This is a genomic window from Mycetocola sp. Y442 (assembly GCF_056898615.1).
The window spans coordinates 13,530-34,256 of record NZ_JBXHBV010000002.1 but is presented as its reverse complement, the minus strand read 5'-3'; the positions used below and the strand labels follow the sequence as shown (position 1 = coordinate 34,256).

Genomic DNA, 20,727 nt, shown 5'->3' with positions numbered 1-20,727 from the left:
ACTCCTCAGTACTGCAGGATCGAGGTCGGGTCGACGTAGAGGTCGGCCGTCGAACCCGGCTCCAACACAGCGTCGCCGTTCTCCGTCACCATCGCGAGCAGCGTTGTTGCACCCGACTCGATCGCGTAGGTGCTGTACGCACCGTGGTAGGTGCGCGCCGCGACAATGCCATCCAGACGGATGCTGTTTTCCCCTGTTCGCGGCGGGTACAGAGACACCTTTTCCCGGCGAAGGTACGACGGCTTCGCCGGGTCGAGCCCAGACGCGCCGGCTGAGACGAGACGCTGGACGAAGTCAGGTGACAGGGCGTTGATGGCGCCAACGAAGGTGCACACGAATTCCGTTCGCGACCGGTCGTAGATCTCCTCCGGGGTGCCCACCTGTTCGACGACGCCCTTGTTGAAGACGGCGATCCGATCGCTCATCGTCAGGGCCTCTTCCTGGTCATGGGTGACGTAGACCGTGGTGATCCCGAGTTCGCTCTGGAGGTTCTTCAACTGTTCGCGCAACTGGACACGCAGTTTGGCGTCGAGGTTGGAGAGCGGCTCGTCGAGCAGCAGGATGCGGGGCTTGAGCACGAGCGCTCGTGCGATGGCCACTCGCTGCTGCTGACCACCCGAGAGCTCGGCGACGTTCTTGTCGAGCTGCTCACGCGTGAGTTCGACTTGGTCGGCGATCTCAGCGACGAGTCGATCGGCTTCCGCCCTCTTGGTCTTACGAACGGCCAGTCCGAAGGCGATATTCTCACCGACGCTCATGCTGGGGAAGAGTGCGTAGTTCTGGAACACCATACCGACGCGGCGTTTCTCACTCGGCAGCCGAGTGGCATCCTTACCGTCGATAAAAATCCTGCCGCGTGACGGCTCGATGAAGCCCGCGAGGGTTCGGAGTGCCGTTGTCTTGCCGCAGCCCGATGGGCCAAGGAGAGTGAAGAACTCGCCCTCGACGATTTCGAGGTTGAGGTCAGGAATGGCGACGTGCTCACCGAACCGGACTTCGACGTTGTCGTACGTGATCATCTGGGCTCCAGCAGACCGTTCCACGATGAACGGCGGTTGAGGGGGAAAGGCGGCCGCGGACTACCCGCGGCCGCCTCACCCCAGAGACGGGAAGGACGAGCGGTTAGGGCAGGTACTCGAGTTCGGTCTTCTCGACCCACGCGCTGATGTTCTCGCGCACGAATCCGTAGTCAATGTCCTGCTTCTCGAGGGAGTCGATCAGCTCGATGACCTCGGGGAGAGCCGAGGCACGGGCCTTCTCATTGACCGGGTAGGCCGAGAACTCGGCGGCGAACTCGCCCTGGACTTCGGCGCTGCCGAACCAGTCGATGAACTCCTCTGCCTGTGCTTCCTTCGACGTACCGGCGATGACGGAGATCTGCTCGGTGACGTACGGCACGCCGATCTTGGGCGAGATGACGCCGGTCTTCGTTCCATACTCGGCGTCACGCGCCGTGATTCCGCTCGAGGGAATGACACCGTAGTCAACCTCGCCGCGAGTCAGGCGAGCGTAGAGATCGGTTCCCTCGACAGCGGGCGAACCGTTGGCGAAGTACTTCTCGACCTCTTCCCAGCCCTCGTCAGAAATTCCAAGATCTCCGTCCTCGTCGACGTACTGCGTCAGCAGACCAGCGAGGATCAGCTGCGGTGTCGCCTGGCCGAGGACCGTGTTGACCTCGTAGCGCCCCTCATAGGAGCTGTCGCTCCACAGGTCGCTGGTTTCGGTCGGTGCGTCAGATTCGCTCACGGTGTTCGTGTCATAGACCGTGACGATCGCCTGCTCAACGAGCGGCCAGAATGCGCCATCGTCGGGGTCACCGGACTCCTGGTCGACCTCTGCTGCCCAGGCCGGCTCGTAGGCGGTGATCGCCTCTTCTTCCTTGAGTGTCTCGAAGTACATGTTGTTGAGCCCGTAGACAACATCGCCGACCGGGTTGTTCTTCTCCGCGACGATCCGGTTGGCGAGGTCGGCTCCACCGAGACCAACGATCTCGATTTCGATGCCCGCCTCTGCCGCCTTCTCTGTGACCCATTCGCCGCGACCGTCCGAGTTGGAGTTCGTGTAGACAATGAGCGTTCCGCCGGATTCCGCCGGAGCTTCCGATGAGGATGCTTCCGGATCCGCGGAGCAGCCGGTGAGGGCGACGGCGCCGATGAGAAGTGCGGCAATCGACGTCGATCGCACGGTGCGGTTGTTCACGTTCAGTCCTTTCGAGCAGGACAGACCCCGGGTCGCGTCCTGCTGGCATGTGGTTGACCACTCCAACCTAGGGGACAGCGCGCCCCAAAGGGGTGCTCAGCGAGAAATGTTCACCAGAGGTTAGCCGCGCACGGAGGACGAGGACTCTATCGCTGCTGCGTTTGGTCCAGATCAGGCGCTGGCATCTCCTCGGGCTGTTCGGCGAGTGCTGCCCGGCGCGCACGGTATCGCAGGACGGTGCGCACGACCCACCAGGCAACGAGGCAGGCAACACCCGCAACGACGAGGTACTTGAGGATGTCTGCGTACTGCAGGACCGCGCTCCAGTTCTCACCGAGCAGGAATCCGGCGATCACGAAAATACTGTTCCAGATCAATGATCCCGCGAGCGTGAGAACCGCGAACACGGCGAGGTTCATCCTCTCGATGCCCGCGGGAATGGAGATCAGGCTCCGAAAGATGGGCAGCATCCGTCCGAAGAACACGGCTTTCTTTCCGTGCCGCCCGAACCACTCGACGGTTCTCGTGATGTCGTCCGGGTCGACGAACGGGATGCGGGCAGCGAGCCACATCGTGCGGTCATGGCCGAGCAATCGGCCGAGCCCGTAGAGCAGGAAAGCACCGAGAACCGAGCCGACGGTCGTCCACACGATCGCCTCGACAATGCTGAAGTTTCCCTGGCTCGCGGTGAAACCGGCCAGCGGAAGAATGATCTCGCTGGGGATCGGAGGGAACACACTCTCGAGGAAAACGATGATTCCCGCGCCGATCGGGCCGAGGGCCTCCATGACCGAGATCGCCCATCCGGCGATTCCGTCTGCGACGCCAGCCGACGACGAATCAGCCGAGGCCGCGATGACACTGGCGGCGTGGGAAAGCGAATGCATAGAGTCTCCACAGTGGTTTGGACTGCGGCAACGACCACGTCGGCGATGCCAAAGGTTCCCGCCCAGTCTGTCACAGCGGCCGTGGGGGGTTCCTGAGCGCGAGCCGGACAACACAAAACCCCCACTCGAAGAGTGGGGGTGGTGGCGGAGACGGCGGGATTTGAACCCGCGGTCCCCTTACGAGGACTCCACCTTAGCAGGGTGGTGCACTAGGCCGAACTATGCGACGTCTCCATGTGCATGCCGACGGGCGGATGCACAGGCTCAATCATAACGGGTGATCTGCCGTGTTCCGAATCGCGGGCGAAAACGACAGCTGACCGCTATCGATTCGCGACGGAACAGGTCTGTTCGAGGGCTGTCTGACCCGAAAGCCCTTCGATCACGTTCGAGGTCGGCGTCGGCGTCGGTGTAGCACCCGTGCCCGGAGCCGATGGGGTGGACGTCGGCGGCTGAGGAGCCGGCGATTCTGTCGCGGGCGGACCTGCTACAGGAGGCGGCACCGGCGCGTTCGGGTCAGCCTCAACACCGTTCCTTTCCACGGTGGGGTCCGGCACGAACGAGGCGTCAGAGGCGATCGCCTCGACCAGTGTTTTGGCGACGGTTTTGTCCGGAACGACCCAGTTGGGGTTGTCGGGATCAGCCTGAACGGGATACTGCACAAGCGCGAGCTTGTCGAGGTCGATGGTCTGGAAGGTTCGGGCCATAGCGACCATCTGCGTCACGTTCGTGAGCGACGTGGACAGCTTTACATGCTTGGCCGCCACCTGGGCGAGCCCGTACAGCTTGGTGATGTCGGTGAGCGTGTCATCGCTCTTGATCGTGCGCAGAAGCGACGAGATGTACTGCTGCTGCGAGGCGATGCGCGCAAGGTCACTACCGTCGCCGACGCCATGCCGGGTGCGCAGGAATGCAAGCGCCGTCGCTCCGGAGATAGTGGTGGTGCCAGCGGGCAGATCGAGACCGGAATACTTGTCGCGCACCCGCTCAGAAAGGCACACCGGTACCCCGCCGACGGCATTGGTCATCTGCACGACAGCGTCGAATGACATCAAGGCGGCGTACTCGATTTCGAGACCCGTCAGCTCCGAGATCGTGGCGACGACACAGGACAACCCGCCCCGCTCGAAGGAAACGTTAAGCGGCTGAGCCGAAACGGCGCGCTCGGTCTCCTCCGTCTCCGGATCAACACATTTGGGCTGCGCGATAACGAGGTCGCGAGGGAAACTGACCACGACCGCCGTGGAGTGGTCCTCGGAGACATGCAGCAGCATGTTGACGTCATTGAGAGTGACGTCGCGCTTCCCGTATGCGTTCTTATCCTGACTCTCGTCATTGTCAGCCCCAACGACGAGCATGTTGAACCCGCCCTCGAAGGCGTCGATGTTGGGCACCGCTGGGGCAGAGCCGCCGGCACCACCCGGCTGCGTGATGTCAACTGCGTTGGACGAAACGTTGGTTGCCAGGTCATAGACGACCCAGGCCGCGACGGACGCGCCACTGACGAGAAGCACAGCGAGGGCGATGGCCGTCGTCTTGAAAAACGTCGCCGTCGCACCTCGTCGAGATTGCTGCCCATGCTTCATCGTGGGTGCGGGTCGTGGGCTCACAGCACCACTCTAAACCGCCGTCAACTCGAGCCGACAGCGTCCGGAGCCGGTGGGTCAGTTATTTCCCTTGGAGCATGTGTAATCGCCAGCGGTCTGACCCTGCACAGTCTCGGGGAGCTCGACGACATCGGGCGCGGCCGGGGTCTCCGGGGATGCCGACTGAGTGGCATCCGGAGCAGGCGCGTCGGGAACCGGCGCCTCCGCAGGCGGAGCTTCGGCGACCGGTGCATTCGGGTCGAGAACAGAGCCCGCCCCGGTGTCACCCGTCAGCGTGATCGGCTGATCGGAGGCAAGCGCATCGAACAACTGCTTCGCTGGAGCTTTAAGCGGGAGCACCCCACTCTGGCCGCCGCTCGTGCCCTCCGCATTCGGGTACTGAACGAACACGACCTGCTCGAGCGGGATGTTCTTGAGAGCCATGGCAATCGACACCATCGTGTTGACGTTGGAGAGGCTGTTCGAGAGGGTCATGTTGCCGGCGGCTGCCTTGGCGATGCTGAAGAGCTTCGTCGGGTCAGTGAGCGTCTCGCTGCTCTTCAACTGGCGCACGAGCGAGGAGAGGAACACCTGCTGGTTGCTGATCCGTCCAAGGTCCGATCCATCGCCAACGCCGTGGCGCGTTCGAAGGAACTGAAGCGCCGCCATGCCCTGAAGCGTGTGGGTACCCTCGTCGAGGTAGGTCTGGGTGTAGTCGTCGTCGATCGGTTCGGCGACACAGACATCGACTCCCCCGACGGCGTTCGACAGCTCGATAACGCCGTTGAACTGAACTTCGGCGGCGAATGGAATGCTCATGCCCGTCAGCTTTTCAACGGTGAGCACGGTGCAGGCGAGTCCGCCGTACTGCAGGGTGGAGTTGATCTTCTGCGAGGCTCTGGCGTCATACGTGCCGCCGCCCTCTTTCGGGCACGCGGGGATGGGGACGAACATATCCCGCGGGAAACTGATGACGGTCGCCGCCGTGTGATCCTCCGAGATGTGCATGAGCATCGTGACGTCGTTGAGAACACTGGTTTCCTTGTTCGGATCACCGAACACGCCGTCCTGGCCAGCCCTGCTGTCGCTGCCGACAAGAAGCAGATTGACGCCGCCCTCGATCGCGTCGATGTTCGGGAGCGTCACTCCCGGCGTCTCGTTCGCGAGCGTCACGGACGGCTGAACGTCTTTCGCGATGTCCCAGAGCGCATACGCCGAAACGGCGGTACCGCTGACGAGCAGAACGGCAAGCGCGCCGGAGAGAACCTTGATGATGGTCCGGATCGGGTGTGACTTCTTCAGCCGGCCGTGCCTGGCGATCGTTGAGACCGGTTCGGTCCGCCGGGTACGGCGTGAAGGCTCACTCACTCGACGGTCCTTTCGGGTCGGCAGGGCTTTGGCGGAGGGCGTGGGATTCGAACCCACGAGACATTTCTGCCCACCAGTTTTCAAGACTGGCTCCATCGGCCGCTCGGACAGCCCTCCATGCCGCACTGTCGGGACAGCACGCAACACTCGATCCTAGCGGATCAGGGCAAGTCCATACTCACAGGGCATTCTGGACGGTCCCTGAGTGAGAACCGAGTACCCGCAGCCCTAATCCGGGCTTCAGAGCGACTCAAGAACGGCCACGAGTCCGTCATCGGCAACCGACCCGGTCGCCTCGGTTGCCGCCGCTTTGACCTCGTCCGGCGCCTGCCCCATGGCGATCGCTCGCCCCTGGGCTCCCGCCCACTCGAACATTTCGACGTCGTTGCGGCCGTCACCAACGGCGACGACGCGATCCCGCGGCACGTCGAGCCATCCACGTACCCTCTCGAGGGCGGTCGACTTGTTGACGCCAAGCGGAGCGATGTCAAGCCACGCGGTCCAGCCGATGGCATACGCGACCTGGTGCAGGCCCATGCTCTCCACGATCTTGAGGAACTCGAGTTCATCATGCTCTGGAGAGACGACCACCACTCGCGTCACCGGCTCGCTCAACAGCCCCTCGAACTCGACCTCTTCGGCGTTCTCGAGATTCCAGTCGGTCATTCCGACCGTGTATCTGCGGTATCCGCTCGGGTACTCGACCATGTATCGGCCGTCGGCGAGGTGGGATCGGATGGTCTTCAGCACGTCGCTCGGATCGAAGGTTTCGATGAGATGCCGGTGGTATCCACCGACCGCTCCCTGGTCACGTTTCATGACGAGTGCGCCGTTCGCGCAGACGACGTACTCCGGGTCGATTCCCAGCTGCTCGACGACAGGCAGGGTTGTTTCCCAGCTGCGCCCCGTTGCGAGCATCAGCCGGTGACCGCGGGCGGATGCCGCGCGAGCGGCCTCGATGACGGCATCCGACATCGATCCATCTTCGTGGAGCAGGGTGCCGTCAACGTCGAGCGCGACGAGGAGACCGGCTTCGCTCACAGCGGCCGGATCACATCGAGCCCGCCGAGGTACGGGCGGAGCGCTTCGGGAACAACGACCGAGCCGTCGGCCTGCTGGTGGGTCTCAAGGAGCGCGACGAGCCAGCGGGTCGTTGCAAGGGTGCCGTTGAGGGTCGCGACGGGACTGGTCTTGCCGCTCTCACCGCGGTAACGGATGTTGAGGCGGCGCGCCTGGTACGTCGTGCAGTTGGAGGTCGAGGTCAGTTCGCGGAACGCGTCCTGCGTCGGAACCCAGGCTTCCACGTCGTACTTGCGTGCCGCGCTCGAGCCGAGGTCGCCGGCGGCGGTGTCGATCACGCGGTAGCTCAGGCCAAGAGCCTGAAGCATGCCTTCCTGCCAGCCGAGCAGACGGAGGTGCTCTGCCTCTGCCTCTTCCGGTGTCGTGTACACGAACATCTCGAGCTTGTTGAACTGGTGCACGCGGATGATTCCGCGGGTGTCCCGACCGTACGAGCCGGCCTCGCGGCGGTAGCAGGTGGACCAGCCCGCATAGCGGATCGGGGCATCCGCCACGTCGATGATCTCGTCGGAGTGGTATCCGGCGAGCGCCACCTCGCTCGTACCGGTGAGGTAGAGGTCGTCGGCGGGAAGGTAGTAAACCTCGTCGGCGTGGGCACCGAGGAACCCGGTTCCGGCCATGATCTCGGGCTTCACGAGCGTCGGCGTGATGAGCGGGATGAACCCCTCGGTCAGCGCGCGATCGAGTGCCATGTTCATGATGGCGAGTTCGAGGCGGGCACCGATGCCGCGGAGGTAGTAGAAGCGCGCGCCGGAGACCTTGGTGCCACGCTGCATGTCGATGGCGCCGAGGAGTTCGCCGAGTTCGAGGTGGTCTTTCGGCTCGAAGTCGAACGTCGGCTTCTCACCGACCTCGCGGAGCGTGACGAAGTCGTCTTCTCCGCCGGCGGGCACGCCGTCGATAATCGGGTTCTGAATCGCGCCGACGATCTCGTTAAAGCGAGTCTCGGCATCCGTCACCTGCTGCTGCGCGAGCTTGACCCGCTCGGACAGGCCCTTGACCTGGGCGACGAGCGCCGCCTTCTCGTCTTTGGGCGCCTGCGCCACGGTCTTGCCAAACGCATTCTGCTCGGCGCGCAGCTCCTCGAAGGTGGTGATCGCCGTGCGGCGTTCACGGTCGGCATCGAGGGCCTGGTCGACGAGGTCGACGGGCGATCGCCTCGCCTCCTGCGAACGCCGGATGAGGTCTGGGTTTTCGCGGAGGAGCACTGGATCAATCACGCTGGCAAGTCTAGCCGCGCGGGGTACCGTTGAAGATATGACGAGCACAGAGTCCCCTCGCGCCGCTGTGATCTTCAACCCGACCAAGGGCCGCATCCAGGAGTTGCGTCGCCAGATCGACGCGGCAGCCACCGCCGCCGGGTGGGGCGAGTCGCTGTGGTTCGAGACGAGCATCGAAGACCCGGGGCGCGGCATCGCCCAGCAGGCGGTCGACGCCGGCGCGGCCATGGTGCTCGCTGCAGGCGGAGACGGCACAGTGCGAAGCGTTGCAGAGGGCCTCCGCGATTCCGGCGTTCCGCTCGCGCTCCTCCCCCGCGGCACTGGCAACGTCCTCGCGCGCAACATCGGCGTGCCGATCACCAACACAGCGGATGCCATCCGCATCGCTTTCGAGGGAAACACACGTCACATAGACCTCGGCATAGCGACGCTCAGCCGCACCGACGGCAGCATCGAAGAGCACGGCTTCCTCGTGATGGCCGGCATGGGAATCGACGCCGACATCATGGCGAACACGAGCGACGCGCTCAAGAAATCGTTTGGCTGGCTTGCCTACGTCGACGCCGGCATCCGGGTGCTGCCGGGGGCAAAGCCGTTCCGTATTCGGTACCAGCTCGAGGGCAAGCCCGTGCACAGCGCCCACGTCTCGACGATCCTGTTCGGCAACTGCGGAACGCTGACCGGCGGGCTCGAGATGATGCCGGACGCCGTCGTCGATGACGGACTGCTCGACGTCGCCGTGTTGCAGCCCCGCGGAACGGTGGGCTGGCTCGACGTGGCGCGCAGGCTGCGGGTCGACAATGGTCCGCTCCGCAAGTCGGTCATCGGCCGCCGCATCATCAAGGCGACGTCGGGAAACTCGTCGACGATCACCTACCTGCGGAGCGCCGGCATCACCGTGTCGCTCGAGAAACCCCGCGCCATCGAGCTCGATGGCGACGGGTTCGGCATCGTGGCCGGGGTGCGGTTCGCGACCGACCCGGGGGCGCTGGCCGTCCGGGTGCGTTAGCCGCAGGCATCCGCCGCCGCAGCTGTTGCTCAGCCGCAAGCGGTCGTACGCGCTGCGCCCGTTGCTCGGTCGAAAATGGTCGAACTTTCGCGAAAGCTCCCGCCGTTTCTGGCCGAGCAGCGCGCGGCCAGCCCTTTCTGGCCGAGCAAAGGGGGATCCGCGCAACCCGTCCATCCCTCAACCGGCCGTCGGGTGAGCCTCGGCCCCCACACGCGCGGATCGAAACCGCCGCGCCTCCGCGCCGTGGGGCATCCTCGAGCCGTGACCTTCCGTAAACCACTGCCGTGCGCGTTGCCCTCCGCGTTCTCCGTGGCAGACGCATACGAGCACGGGTTCACGCGCGCACAGATGCGGAACAAGTCGCTCGTCGCGCCGTTTCACGGCACCCGGGTGCTCGCCACGCCGAGTCTCAGCCTCGAACTGGCATGCCGGGCGATGGCAACACGGATGCCGTCGGGTGCGGCCCTCAGCCACCGAACCGCCGCGCTCCTCCACGGCATGCCCCTGCCACTGTCACCCGACGCAGCGATCCACGTCACGGTCCGATCGCCAGGACGCGCTCTGCGTCGGCGTGGGGTCCACGGGCACAGCGCCGTAATCAAACCGGGCGACGTCACCACGCTCGCCGGCCTACCCGTCACAACCGTTGAGCGCACCTGGTGCGACCTCGCTGCCATGCTGGATCTGCCCGATCTGGTCGCGGCGGCGGATTTCCTCCTCTGGCACGAGGCACAACGCACGACCGCCGCGCAGCTCGCCAGTGCTGTCGACGCATACCCCTCGCGAGCAGGACGCCGGGTGCTGCGGCGAGCGCTCGCCCTCACCTCCGACCACTCTCGGTCTCGCCCCGAATCACTGGTTCGCGTCGACCTGGCGCTGAGCGGGCTTCCCACTCCCCTCGCGAACCACGAAGTGTTCCTCACACTGGCGCGCCGCACGGTATATCTCGACCTCGCGTTCCCCGAACAGAAGCTCGAGCTGGAGTACCACGGCGATCAGCACCGCACCGACATCCGCCAATGGCGAAGTGACGTGCGCCGGGCCAACGACATCGGCGACGAAGGCTGGCAGACACTGCAATTCACCGGGGACGACCTCGCCGACCTGCCCGGGCTGCGGCGTCGAGTCGAGCGACGACTGCGGATGCTCGGCTGGATCGGCTAGGCCCAGCGCGCTCAGCCACAAACGGTCACACCCGTTCTGCCCGGACAAAAACGGTTGCTTCTCGCGATTAACTCCAGCCGTTTGTGGCCGAGCAACCGGGTCACCAGCCGTTTCTGGCCGAGCAAGGTGGGCGCGTCCGCGTCCCCGCGGACGGTCGGATGCCGTCGGCCGGCCCCGCAGGCATCCGCCGCTAGATAACGCCCTGCGCGAGCATCGCGTCAGCGACCTTCACGAACGCCGCCGTGTTGGCGCCGACGACATAGTCGCCGGGGCGACCATAACGGTCGGCAGCCTCGAAGGCCGCAGCGTGAACCCCGCGCATGATGTTGTGCAGGCGGTCCTCGCTGTCGCTGAAGTTCCAGCGCTGACGCGATGCGTTCTGGCTCATCTCGAGTGCGCTCGTGGCCACGCCGCCGGCGTTTGCCGCCTTACCGGGACCGAACAGCACACCGGCCTGCTGGAAAGCGTGTACGGCGTCTGGCAGGCACGGCATGTTTGCGCCCTCCGCGACAGCCTCGACGCCGTTGGCGATGAGCGCCTCGGCGTCTCGCAACGAGAGCTCGTTCTGCGTGGCGCACGGCAGGGCGATCTGGCCAGGCACATCCCACACGCTTCCACCCGAAATGAACCGTGCACTCGTGCGCCGCTCGGCGTATTCGGCGATGCGCAGCCGCTCGACTTCCTTGATCTGCTTGAGCAGGTCAACGTCGATTCCGGCCTCGTCCACGATGTAACCGGAAGAGTCGGATGCCGTGATCGCACGTCCGCCGAGCTGCTGCACTTTCTCGATGGCGTAGATCGCGACGTTGCCGGAGCCGGACACGACGGCGGTCTTGCCCTCGATGGATTCACCCCTGGTCGCGAGCATCTCCTCGGTGAAGAACACCGCGCCGTAGCCCGTGGCCTCCGTACGGACTTCGGCGCCGCCCCATCCGGTGCCCTTCCCGGTGAACATGCCGGACTCGTGGCGGTTGGTGATCTTGCGGTACTGGCCGAAGAGGTAGCCGATCTCGCGGCCGCCGACGCCGATGTCACCGGCCGGCACATCGGTGTGCTCGCCGAGGTGGCGGTAGAGCTCGTTCATGAAGCTCTGACAGAACCGCATGATTTCGGCGTCGCTCTTGCCCTGCGGGTTGAAGTCGCTTCCGCCCTTGGCACCGCCGATCCCCTGCGCGGTGAGCGCGTTCTTGAAGATCTGCTCGAAACCGAGGAATTTGATGATCGACAAGTTCACCGTCGGGTGGAACCGGAGACCGCCCTTGTACGGACCGAGCGCTGAGTTGAATTGCACCCGGAAACCCCGGTTGACCTGCACGCGATTCTGGTCGTCGGTCCACGGCACGCGGAACATGACCTGACGCTCGGGCTCGACGATCCGCTGGAGGATTCCCGCCTCGAGGAACTCGGGGTGATCGTCAAGCGCTGGCGCTATCGACTCGAGCACCTCGTGCATGGCCTGGTGGAATTCCGGCTCCCCTGCGTTGCGGGCGACGGCGGTCTCATACACCTCGGAAATGGCTTCTGAACTGGGTGAGGTTTGGAACAAGGGGAGAACTTTCTGATCAGGAAAACGGGCAACACCGCCCGGGCGACGCACGGCAGCCAGATTCCGGATGAGGAGGGGTGCGACGCGCGAGAAAGGTCGTTGTTCGACCGAGAACAGTTTGATCGCGCCGGGCGCGCCAGTCAATTTCACCGCTCAGCATCGGGCTGCGGTCGCCACCTGTCCGCTCGCTCGAAGAGCGCGACGACGAGCAACGCGATCCCGGCGATCACCGGGATCGCGGCAGGAGCGGCGTGCCAGCTCCCGTCGAAGACTGAGACCATCGACGATGACGACTGCATGATCGAGACCTCACGACCCTCGATTCCCGCCTCCGTCACCGTCACGTCGAACGTGGGCGTGCCAGAGCCAGACACCAGACTCTGAATGAGCGATGACACCACAAATGACCCGACCATCGCGTCCGCATCCTCGCCGAAAAATTCACGCTCTTCCGCGGTCAGCGAGATAACCCGCTCAGCAGCGTCCAGCCTTGACTGCGCGTCGCCAAGCAGCAGGCCAAGGCCGCTGATCACCAGCAGGGCTCCCGCGCCGGCGATCCAGCGGGCCCGATGACGTCGACGACGGTGCCGAACGGATGCCATGAGCGAGCTATCCGTCCAGCTCGCCGTCCGAACCGCTGGTTTTGTGTCTCACGGGCGTCCACCTGGTCGCCAGGAAGAAAACAACGCCGATCACGGTCAGGACTCCGGCGATACACAGGAGCGGGGCAATGCCCCACGCGACCTGGACCCAAATCCAGTCCAAGCGCGCTTCTTCAGTGGTTTGTCCCCCGCCGATCTGCCCGGAGTACATCTGGGTGACCGCCCAGCGATAGAGCGCCAGCCCTGCGATCGTCATCGCGGCCCCGATGACGGCGAGGCTGATCAGGTAGGGGTTTCGCCACGGGCGCGGTTCAGCGGGTGGGGCCACGTCCTCGGCATCGCCCGCAGCATCCGTGCCGCCGGAAAGCAACGTTTCGATCCGGTCCGGCCCGTCGGCTGGCCGAACAACCAGGTCGGGAACCGGGGCAACGGGCATCGGCGCTACCCGGGCTGGGGCCTGCGGCGACTCACCGGCCCGATCGCGTCGGCTGGGCTCGTAGCCACGCTGGAACTCCGGACTGTACCTGGGGTCGAACCCGCCTTCGTCGCTCATCCGATGCTCCTTCGCGCGGAATGCCTGACTCGGATTCTAGCCAGCGAACGAAGCCGCCGCCGCGGTTCCGTCGGACTCACCGGCGAGAAGTTCCCGCAACCATTCGCGTGCGTCGACGAAGACCTCGTCCGAGTACTTCTCATCGAAGACGATCGGGGACTTGTCCGCACGAGGGTACGAACCGAGGAACATGACACCGGGACTGAACCGCCTGACGCCGAGAAGAGCATCCGCAACCCGCTCGTCGCTGATGTGACCGTCGGCGTCGATGATGAATCGGTACCTGCCCAGCTCATCGCCGATCGGCCTCGATTCGATGAGGCTCATGTTTACACCGCGCGTCGAAAACTGCTGCAGCAGCTCGAGCAGGGCACCGGCACGGTCGACGGGAAGCTCGGCGACGAGGCTTGTCTTGTCTGCCCCGGTTGCGTCGGGAATCCGGGTTGTCCTGCTCACGTGGAGGAACCGCGTGACGGCGTTCGGGTTGTCACCGATCGCCTCGGCGAGCACGTCGACGTCGTACGAGTCCACGATTCCTGGCGGCGCAATGGCGGCGTCTGCCAGTTCGGTTTCGAACAGGGCGGATGCTGCGGCCACGTTGCTCGTGGCGGGAATGTGCCCGTGATCAGGGAGCGTTGCGTCCATCCACTGGTGACACTGCGCGTAAGCAACCGGGTGCGCATTGACAACCCTGACATCCTCGAGCCGCGTTCCGCGTCGGGCGACGAGGACGAAATTCACCGACACGAGGTACTCGCCGACGATGCGGAGCCCCGGCATTGTTGCGAGGGCGTCCTGGGCGACGGAAACACCACCCTCGATGGAGTTCTCGATGGCGATGACCGCTCCATCGCTTCGCCCGGCGATGACATCTCCGAGCGCTTCACCAACATTGTTGACCGACCGCCAGTTCTGGCCGACCGCCTCAGGCACCTGCGCGAGGGCGGCTTCGGTAAACGTTCCGCGGGGCCCCAGGTAGCTGTACGTGCGGAGCGAAACCGGGTCGCGGGTCTGTGCCATAGAATCGAGCCTACCGGCCAGTCTCTCCACCAACGGTGGAGTATCGGTGAAACGCCCCGAATGTGGGACTGTGCACGGCCTGCACGAATCGATATGCTTTCGACGCTGGCTACGCGCGCGTACCAGGGGGAGCGACATTCCGGTCGTTGTGCGGGGAGTAGTCGGTTGTATTCGTTGAGGGTGGTCGCATCCGCGGTCAACAGTGGTAAGTCGGCGCTTCGTGGCGCGTCCCGACTGTCCCGCCTCGGTGGTGCGACAACGGCACTCGCGCTGCTCATCACCGGCCCGGGGCTCGCCAGCCAGGTTCACCATTCGTTCACCGGTCAGGATGCCAGGTCACAGGCATCCGACTCCCCGTCCATGAGCGTCATCGGCTCCCTGTCCGGCCTCGGTTTCGCCACCGAGTTCTCCGGCGATCTCGACGCCGCCGTCGGTGCACTGCAGGCGCTCAAGCCGCGCCAGGTCGCAGCGCTCTGGACCGACCTGCCCGACGACTTCCGGAACCGCCTGGTCGAGGATCGGCCGGACGCAATCGGCAACCTCGGCGGGGTTTCGTATGTCGACCGCAGCAGCGCAAACGTGGCGCGGCTCGCCGATCTAAAAGACCAGGCGGAAGCGGACCTGCGGCTCGCGCTTGGGCACAGCCTTTCTTCGGGCGACGCCGAGAGCGCTCACAGCACCATGGAGGCGACCGACAGGCTGCGCGGCGTCGATCTCCTCGTTCAACGATTCGGGTCCGGGGCCGATCTGTCCGACTCGGTGCCGCACTACCTCATCGAGCTCGATGGAACGGTGGCCGGCCCCCCGCTCGCTGCCGTTGCGGTCGGAGATCTCGACAGTGCGAAGTTCGCGAGCTTCTTCGTGCCGGGCATGGACTCGAGCGTGCTCCAGCTGTCGGACTACCTGCGTGGCGTCGAACGGATGCAGGAGGCATCGGCCGACAGCGCCGCCGTGCTCTGGCTCGGTTACGCGAGCCCGGGACCCGTCGACACGGTTTCGACCGAACACGCCGAGGCGGGGTCTGTGCGGCTCGCCGCCGCCCTCGCCGGGTATGACGCCGTGCGGGACGAAGCCGACCCGCTTGCCGAGGTGACGGTCATCGGCCACTCCTACGGCTCGACGACCGCGGCCCTCGCTCTCGCTACGGGCAACTACGGGGTGAATTCGTTCGTCATCATCGGTTCCGCCGGCGTTCCTGCCGGGTTGACGATCACCGACCTCCACGTGCAGCCCGAACGGGTGTACGTCTCCCAGGCACGCGAGGACGCGCTCGCTGACACCGGGCGGTTCTGGTCAGGCCGAGCCAATCCAGCAGAACCGGGATGGGGCGCTCAGTTCTTCGGCAGCGACGGCACAACGCTCGCAGACGGAACCATCCTGGCAGCGGTGAAAGCGCACGACGCGGTTGGAGCATCCCACCACTTCGACCATGACAAGTACCTCGGCGACGGCACAGAGAGCCTCTACGACATCCGGAAGATCATCACCGGGGAGCGCCACGGCATCACGCCTGGCTCGGGAACTCTTGCGGCCGATACCACCCTCCTCGCCGAGGGCTCCGGCGCAAGGCCCTGACGAGCAGGGGGCGCTGATGCCACAATGGGCTCATGAATGAGCGAGCAGGCACCCCAGCAGCTGAATCCGATCTCGTCGACGTCACGGCGCTTCTCGAGGCGTACTTCGAGCTGCAGCCCGACGTGTCGATTCCGGAGCAACGCGTGGTCTTCGGAACCAGCGGGCACAGGGGGTCATCCCTCAACACGGCCTTCAACGAGCATCACATCGCCGCGACCACACAGGCGATCGTCGAATACCGGGCAGACCAGGGCATCACCGGTCCGCTGTTCATCGGGTCAGACACCCACGCGCTGAGCCACCCTGCGCAGACCACGGCACTCAAGGTGCTTGTGGGCAACGACGTGCGCGTCCTGGTCGACGAGTTCGACGACTTCGTCCCAACCCCGTCGCTCAGCCACGCGATCCTCAAGTACAACAACTCCGGCGCCGAGGAACAGGCGGACGGCATCGTCGTCACGCCGAGCCACAACCCTCCGGCAGACGGCGGCTTCAAGTACAACCCGCCGCACGGCGGGCCAGCCGACAGCGATGCGACGAGCTGGATCGCCAACCGTGCGAACGAAATCATCGCGAACGGAATGATCGATGTCCAGATGGCCGAACCGAGCGCCGTCGAAACCTACGACTTCCGCACAAACTACGTCGATGACCTCGCGACGATCATCAACATGGACGCGATTCGTGAGTCCGGAATCAAGATCGGCGCCGATCCGCTCGGCGGGGCGAGCGTGAGCTACTGGCAGGCGATCGCAGACAAGTACAACCTCAACCTCACAGTGGTGAACCCGCACGTCGACCCGACTTGGCGGTTCATGACTCTCGACTGGGACGGCAAGATCCGGATGGATCCGTCGAGTTCGTTCGCGATGGCATCCGTCCTTGCGCACAAGGATGAGTACGACATCCTCACCGGCAATGACGCGGATGCCGACAGGCACGGCATCGTGACGCCGGACGGCGGGCTGATGAACCCGAACCACTTCCTCGCGGTCGCCATCGACTACCTCTACCGCAACCGTTCCGGCTGGGATCAGGGCGCGAAGATCGGCAAGACCCTGGTCTCCAGCTCCATCATCGACCGGGTGGCCGACTCGCTCGGCCGCACCCTGTGGGAGGTGCCGGTCGGGTTCAAGTGGTTTGTCCCAGGACTCATCGACGGCTCTGTCGGCTTCGGCGGCGAGGAGAGTGCTGGCGCGAGCTTCCTGCGGATGGACGGCACCGTGTGGACCACAGACAAGGACGGCATCCTGCTGTGCCTGCTCGCAGCGGAGATCCTCGCGGTGACCGGCAAGACCCCATCGGAGCTGTACCGGGAACTCACCGACAAGTACGGCGACCCGGTGTACGAGCGCGTCGATGCCGCTGCCACGAAAGCCCAGAAAGCGGCACTCGGCAAGCTGGATGGAGCGGCGATCACGGCGACCGAGCTGGCCGGCGATCCCATCGTCGCGAAGCTCAGCACAGCGCCAGGCAACGGCGCGCCCGTTGGCGGGGTGAAGGTCGTGACCGAGAACGCCTGGTTCGCCGCGAGGCCGAGCGGGACCGAAGATGTCTACAAGATCTACGCTGAGTCGTTCCGGGGTGCCGAGCACCTGAAGCAGGTCCAGGCCGAGGCGAAGCTCATCGTCGACGCGGCGCTCGGCGGATAGCTCCTACCCCGAGAGCATCAGTTGCGGTCGAGAACACCCGGCGCAACTGATGCTTTGGGCCGGAACTGATGCTCTCGGCAACTGACTACAGACCGAGTGCGGTCAGTTCCTCGTCCATGCGCTCGGCGATCTCGGCGTATCCCGCGTCGTTGGGGTGGATGCCGTCGGCCGACATCCATTCCGGGTGGCCTTCCAGCCACCGCGAGGCTCCCTCAATGTAGTCCGCGTCGACGGCGGTGGCGGCATCCCGCACCCAGCCGATGATGGTGCCGACCGTTTCGGGCCTCTCGTCGGTGTACCAGAACGGCTCGACGACCACGAGGCGGGCGTCGGGAAGCTCCTCGGCGAAAGTTTCCAGGTCGTCCCCGATGGCCTGCCTGAGGCCGTCGGCCGCACTCGGCGGAGCAAAGTTGTCGTTGAGCCCCATCGTGACGATGACGATGTCGGGTTTCTCATCGACGATGAGCCCGACGAGGTCGTCGGCCAGAGCGTCGCGATTGTTCACGAAGCCGAGCCCGCTCACGCTGGGGTTGAACTCGGTCCAGTTCCGGTCGGCAGCGATAAGCGTCGACCATCGGAGTGATGGATCGCTGGCGCCAACCCCTTGCGTGTACGAATCACCGTAAAAGGCAGCTACCGGCTGATCGGGATCCGGGGACCGCTGCCCTGGACCTGTCGCAGAACACGCGACGAGCCCTGCTCCAACGCCCAGAAGCGCGAGCGCGAGGAGCACGTGAGGCGTCCGGTTCGTGCGGTGCATGCGCGGTCCGATCCAGAGGGGGCGGTTAGGCGGGAATACTCCAGAACCACGCGGTTCCGCCCGGGTGCTCGACGGTGATGGTGGTGTCGAGGTCCCTGTAGTCGAAGTCCTTGTTGTGGCCGACGAGCTGAATCACGGTCTTATCCCCCTCGACGAACACCTTCGACACGATCATCACGTGGTCAGGAGTGTCGTTGAGGTTCCAGTCGAACATGGCGACGTCGCCGACCTTGACCTTGTCGCGTTCATCGAGGGACAGCCGGGTGGCCTCGGGCGCGTCGGAACTGGCGAACCAGTCGTCCATGGCGGGGACGTATCCCCACGCCGGGGTCCAGTCGGCACCGGCCCGCTTGTTGTGCCAGGCATCCGTCTGCTCCCAGCCGCGTTCGATCAGCGTCTGGCTGACGAAGTTGGCACAGTCACCGCCGACCGGGTTGAGGTTGCCCCACTCGGCCTCGTTGTACGTGCTCCAGTGAGTCATCGCGTATGACATCTGGGCGTCGATACCGGTCTCCACCGCATACGTCAGCGGCACGGGTGATCCGATCGGCGTCTCCCCGTCGAGAACGACGACATCAGCGGCAACAGGCTGGAAGTTGACGGCCGCGGGAGCCACGAAACTCAGCGACGTGTCATCCTTCACCGTCACATCCGACGCGGGGACGCCTCCCACCGTCACGGCCGTTGCGCTCTTGAGGCCGGTGCCGGAAACGGAAACCGTCGTGCCACCGGTGACCGATCCGGTCGCCGGCTCCACTGCGCTCACCTGGCTGACCACGTCGGGGGTCGCGGAGACAGACGGTTGCGGGCGATCTCCCGTTGCCCCGGTGGACCCCGTCTCTGTTGCGCATCCGGCAACGACAGTTCCCATCGCCACGATGCCCGCCAGCACCGCGATGCGGCGCTTCCTGACGCGGGGGCTGACGGACTGGAACGGGTTTTGCACGAAAAATCCTTTGGTTGAGAGCTGATTCCCATGGTAATCGACGCGGTCGAAAGAAGACCGTGACACTCCCCCGTACGTCGGCCGACCGTGCTCCCGAAAGAAAGGCTTGACACGTGCGCGCAGGGTCGCGTAGCTTGTCCACTAATCCGTGAGAGCGCTCTCAGCACTGCAAATGAGAGCGCTCTCAGATGCACCAGTCCACACACACACAAAGGAGTGATCGTGAACCTCTCACGCCGCACCAGGCTCGCGTCCGGCATCGCCGGCGCCGCAGCCTTTGCACTCATCGCCACCGGCTGCGCCTCAGGAGGCGCCGACTCCCCTGACGGCAAGATCGAACTGTCCATCACCACGTTCGGCACCTTCGGGTACGACGAGCTCTACAAGGAGTACGAGAAAGCCAACCCGAACATCACGATCAAGGCCGACAACATCGACACCGGCGGAAACGCCCGCACGGACGCCTTCACCAAGATCTCCGCCGGTTCCGGCCTCACCGACATTGTCGCGATCGAGGAGGGCTGGCTCGGACAGATCATGGGGGTCTCCGACCAGTTCGTCGACCTCAACGAGTACGGCGCAGCCGACATCAAGGACAACTGGGTGCCCTGGAAGTTCGATCAGGGCACAGACCCCGATGGCCGTGTCATCGGCTACGGCACCGACATCGGCCCGCAGGGTCTCTGCTACAACGGCAAGCTCTTCGAAGCCGCCGGACTGCCGAGCGACCGTGAAGCCGTCGCGGAACTCTTCGGAGGCGACGAAGCGACCTGGGAACGGTACTTCGAACTCGGTGAGCAGTACAAGGCTGCAACCGGCAAAGCCTGGTACGACCACTCGGGCTTCGTCTGGAACTCCATGGTGAACCAGATGGATGAGGGTTACTACACCAGGGACGGCGACCTCAACATCGAGGACAACGCCGAAATGCGCGAGCGTTTCGACCAGCTCGCTGCCGGCACGGCGAACGGCCTCTCGGCCAACCAGACCGCGTGGGACTGGGGCAAGGGCAAGGCATTCGTTGATGGCTCCTTCGCCACGTTCGTCTGCCCGGGCTGGATGCTCGGCACCATCAAGGGATCACTCGAGTCCGGTGGCGGCGACGCCTCGACCGGCTGGGACTTCGCCGACGTCTTCCCCGGCGGAGCGTCCAACTGGGGCGGCGCCTTCCTCTCGGTCCCAACCTCATCGGAACACCCCAAGGAAGCGGCGGCCCTCGCCGAATGGCTGACCGCACCCGAGCAGCAGGTGAAGCAGTCCGCAGCAGCCGGTAACTTCCCCAGCACCATCGAGGCCCAGAAGAAGCTCGCAGAAGAGGCCACTCCGAACGAGCTGTTCAACAACGCCCCGACCGGAGCGATCCTCGCGTCACGCGCCGAGGGAGTTGAAGCCCAGTTCAAGGGACCTGACGACTCGCTCATCCAGGAGAACGTCTTCGGCCCCGCACTGAAGTTGCTCGACACGGGCAAGACCACGAGCGCCGACGAGGCATGGGATGAAGCCATCTCGCTCCTCAACGACCTGGTAGTCAACAACTAGCAAGCACCCGACCAAGAGGCC

At 64.8% G+C, this 20,727-nt stretch carries 18 protein-coding genes and 2 tRNA genes; 5 read left to right on the top strand and 15 right to left on the bottom strand.

What is annotated here, in order from left to right; all coding sequences use genetic code 11:
* Positions 1-5: 5 nt before the first annotated feature.
* The 9 genes from AC1X6S_RS06850 to serS all read right to left on the bottom strand — a co-directional run bounded on the left by AC1X6S_RS06850 (position 6) and on the right by serS (position 8,340).
* Positions 6-1,019, bottom strand: coding sequence for an ABC transporter ATP-binding protein (locus AC1X6S_RS06850; RefSeq protein ID WP_483405018.1), 1,014 nt, complete (start codon positions 1,017-1,019; stop codon positions 6-8).
* Positions 1,020-1,122: 103 nt separating this feature from the next.
* Positions 1,123-2,199, bottom strand: coding sequence for an extracellular solute-binding protein (locus tag AC1X6S_RS06845; RefSeq protein WP_483405017.1), 1,077 nt, complete (start codon positions 2,197-2,199; stop codon positions 1,123-1,125).
* Positions 2,200-2,345: 146 nt separating this feature from the next.
* On the bottom strand, positions 2,346-3,086 hold the full coding sequence (locus AC1X6S_RS06840; RefSeq protein ID WP_483405016.1) for a DedA family protein: 741 nt from the start codon (positions 3,084-3,086) through the stop codon (positions 2,346-2,348).
* A gap of 142 nt (positions 3,087-3,228) precedes the next feature.
* Positions 3,229-3,320: transfer RNA gene (locus AC1X6S_RS06835), tRNA-Ser, on the bottom strand.
* A gap of 89 nt (positions 3,321-3,409) precedes the next feature.
* Positions 3,410-4,696 (bottom strand): LCP family protein, encoded by a 1,287-nt coding sequence (locus tag AC1X6S_RS06830; protein WP_483405015.1) that lies wholly within the window; start codon positions 4,694-4,696, stop codon positions 3,410-3,412.
* Between the two features lie 54 nt (positions 4,697-4,750).
* Positions 4,751-6,040, bottom strand: a complete 1,290-nt coding sequence (locus AC1X6S_RS06825; RefSeq protein WP_483405014.1) for an LCP family protein — start codon at positions 6,038-6,040, stop codon at positions 4,751-4,753.
* A gap of 29 nt (positions 6,041-6,069) precedes the next feature.
* Positions 6,070-6,157 (bottom strand) — tRNA-Ser (locus AC1X6S_RS06820).
* A gap of 123 nt (positions 6,158-6,280) precedes the next feature.
* Complete coding sequence (locus AC1X6S_RS06815) at positions 6,281-7,081, bottom strand: HAD family hydrolase (RefSeq protein WP_483405013.1); 801 nt, start codon at positions 7,079-7,081, stop codon at positions 6,281-6,283.
* Positions 7,078-8,340, bottom strand: a complete 1,263-nt coding sequence (serS, locus tag AC1X6S_RS06810) for a serine--tRNA ligase (RefSeq protein ID WP_483405012.1) — start codon at positions 8,338-8,340, stop codon at positions 7,078-7,080. Before serS ends, AC1X6S_RS06815 begins: the two co-directional genes overlap by 4 nt.
* A gap of 37 nt (positions 8,341-8,377) precedes the next feature.
* On the opposite strand from serS, the gene AC1X6S_RS06805 reads away from it, so the two are divergent.
* Together AC1X6S_RS06805 and AC1X6S_RS06800 are read left to right on the top strand one after the other, a co-directional pair.
* On the top strand, positions 8,378-9,349 hold the full coding sequence (locus AC1X6S_RS06805) for a diacylglycerol/lipid kinase family protein (protein ID WP_483405011.1): 972 nt from the start codon (positions 8,378-8,380) through the stop codon (positions 9,347-9,349).
* Positions 9,350-9,610: 261 nt separating this feature from the next.
* Positions 9,611-10,513 (top strand): hypothetical protein, encoded by a 903-nt coding sequence (locus AC1X6S_RS06800; protein ID WP_483405010.1) that lies wholly within the window; start codon positions 9,611-9,613, stop codon positions 10,511-10,513.
* Between the two features lie 190 nt (positions 10,514-10,703).
* On the opposite strand, the gene gdhA is transcribed toward AC1X6S_RS06800, so the two are convergent.
* The 4 genes from gdhA to pheA all read right to left on the bottom strand — a co-directional run bounded on the left by gdhA (position 10,704) and on the right by pheA (position 14,234).
* Positions 10,704-12,029: an NADP-specific glutamate dehydrogenase gene (gene gdhA / locus AC1X6S_RS06795; RefSeq protein WP_483405876.1), complete on the bottom strand. Its 1,326-nt coding sequence runs from the start codon at positions 12,027-12,029 to the stop codon at positions 10,704-10,706.
* Between the two features lie 176 nt (positions 12,030-12,205).
* A complete protein-coding gene (locus tag AC1X6S_RS06790; protein ID WP_483405009.1) occupies positions 12,206-12,661 on the bottom strand; it encodes a hypothetical protein in 456 nt (151 codons plus the stop codon).
* Between the two features lie 7 nt (positions 12,662-12,668).
* On the bottom strand, positions 12,669-13,214 hold the full coding sequence (locus AC1X6S_RS06785) for a hypothetical protein (protein WP_483405008.1): 546 nt from the start codon (positions 13,212-13,214) through the stop codon (positions 12,669-12,671).
* A 36-nt stretch (positions 13,215-13,250) separates the two neighbouring features.
* Positions 13,251-14,234, bottom strand: a complete 984-nt coding sequence (pheA, locus tag AC1X6S_RS06780) for a prephenate dehydratase (RefSeq protein ID WP_483405007.1) — start codon at positions 14,232-14,234, stop codon at positions 13,251-13,253.
* Between the two features lie 180 nt (positions 14,235-14,414).
* On the opposite strand from pheA, the gene AC1X6S_RS06775 reads away from it, so the two are divergent.
* Both AC1X6S_RS06775 and pgm read left to right on the top strand, forming a co-directional pair.
* Positions 14,415-15,809, top strand: a complete 1,395-nt coding sequence (locus tag AC1X6S_RS06775; RefSeq protein WP_483405006.1) for an alpha/beta hydrolase — start codon at positions 14,415-14,417, stop codon at positions 15,807-15,809.
* Positions 15,810-15,841: 32 nt separating this feature from the next.
* Positions 15,842-17,461: a phosphoglucomutase (alpha-D-glucose-1,6-bisphosphate-dependent) gene (gene pgm / locus AC1X6S_RS06770; protein WP_483405005.1), complete on the top strand. Its 1,620-nt coding sequence runs from the start codon at positions 15,842-15,844 to the stop codon at positions 17,459-17,461.
* A gap of 85 nt (positions 17,462-17,546) precedes the next feature.
* Here pgm and AC1X6S_RS06765 read toward each other — a convergent pair whose 3' ends face one another.
* On the bottom strand, positions 17,547-18,221 hold the full coding sequence (locus AC1X6S_RS06765) for an SGNH/GDSL hydrolase family protein (protein WP_483405004.1): 675 nt from the start codon (positions 18,219-18,221) through the stop codon (positions 17,547-17,549).
* 25 nt (positions 18,222-18,246) lie between these two features.
* Positions 18,247-19,167 carry an amidase domain-containing protein gene (locus AC1X6S_RS06760; RefSeq protein ID WP_483405003.1) on the bottom strand — a complete coding sequence of 307 codons (921 nt, stop codon included), beginning with the start codon at positions 19,165-19,167 and terminating at the stop codon, positions 18,247-18,249.
* A 222-nt stretch (positions 19,168-19,389) separates the two neighbouring features.
* Between AC1X6S_RS06760 and AC1X6S_RS06755 the strand changes: the two genes are divergently transcribed.
* Positions 19,390-20,706: an ABC transporter substrate-binding protein gene (locus AC1X6S_RS06755; protein WP_483405002.1), complete on the top strand. Its 1,317-nt coding sequence runs from the start codon at positions 19,390-19,392 to the stop codon at positions 20,704-20,706.
* Positions 20,707-20,727: the final 21 nt, after the last annotated feature.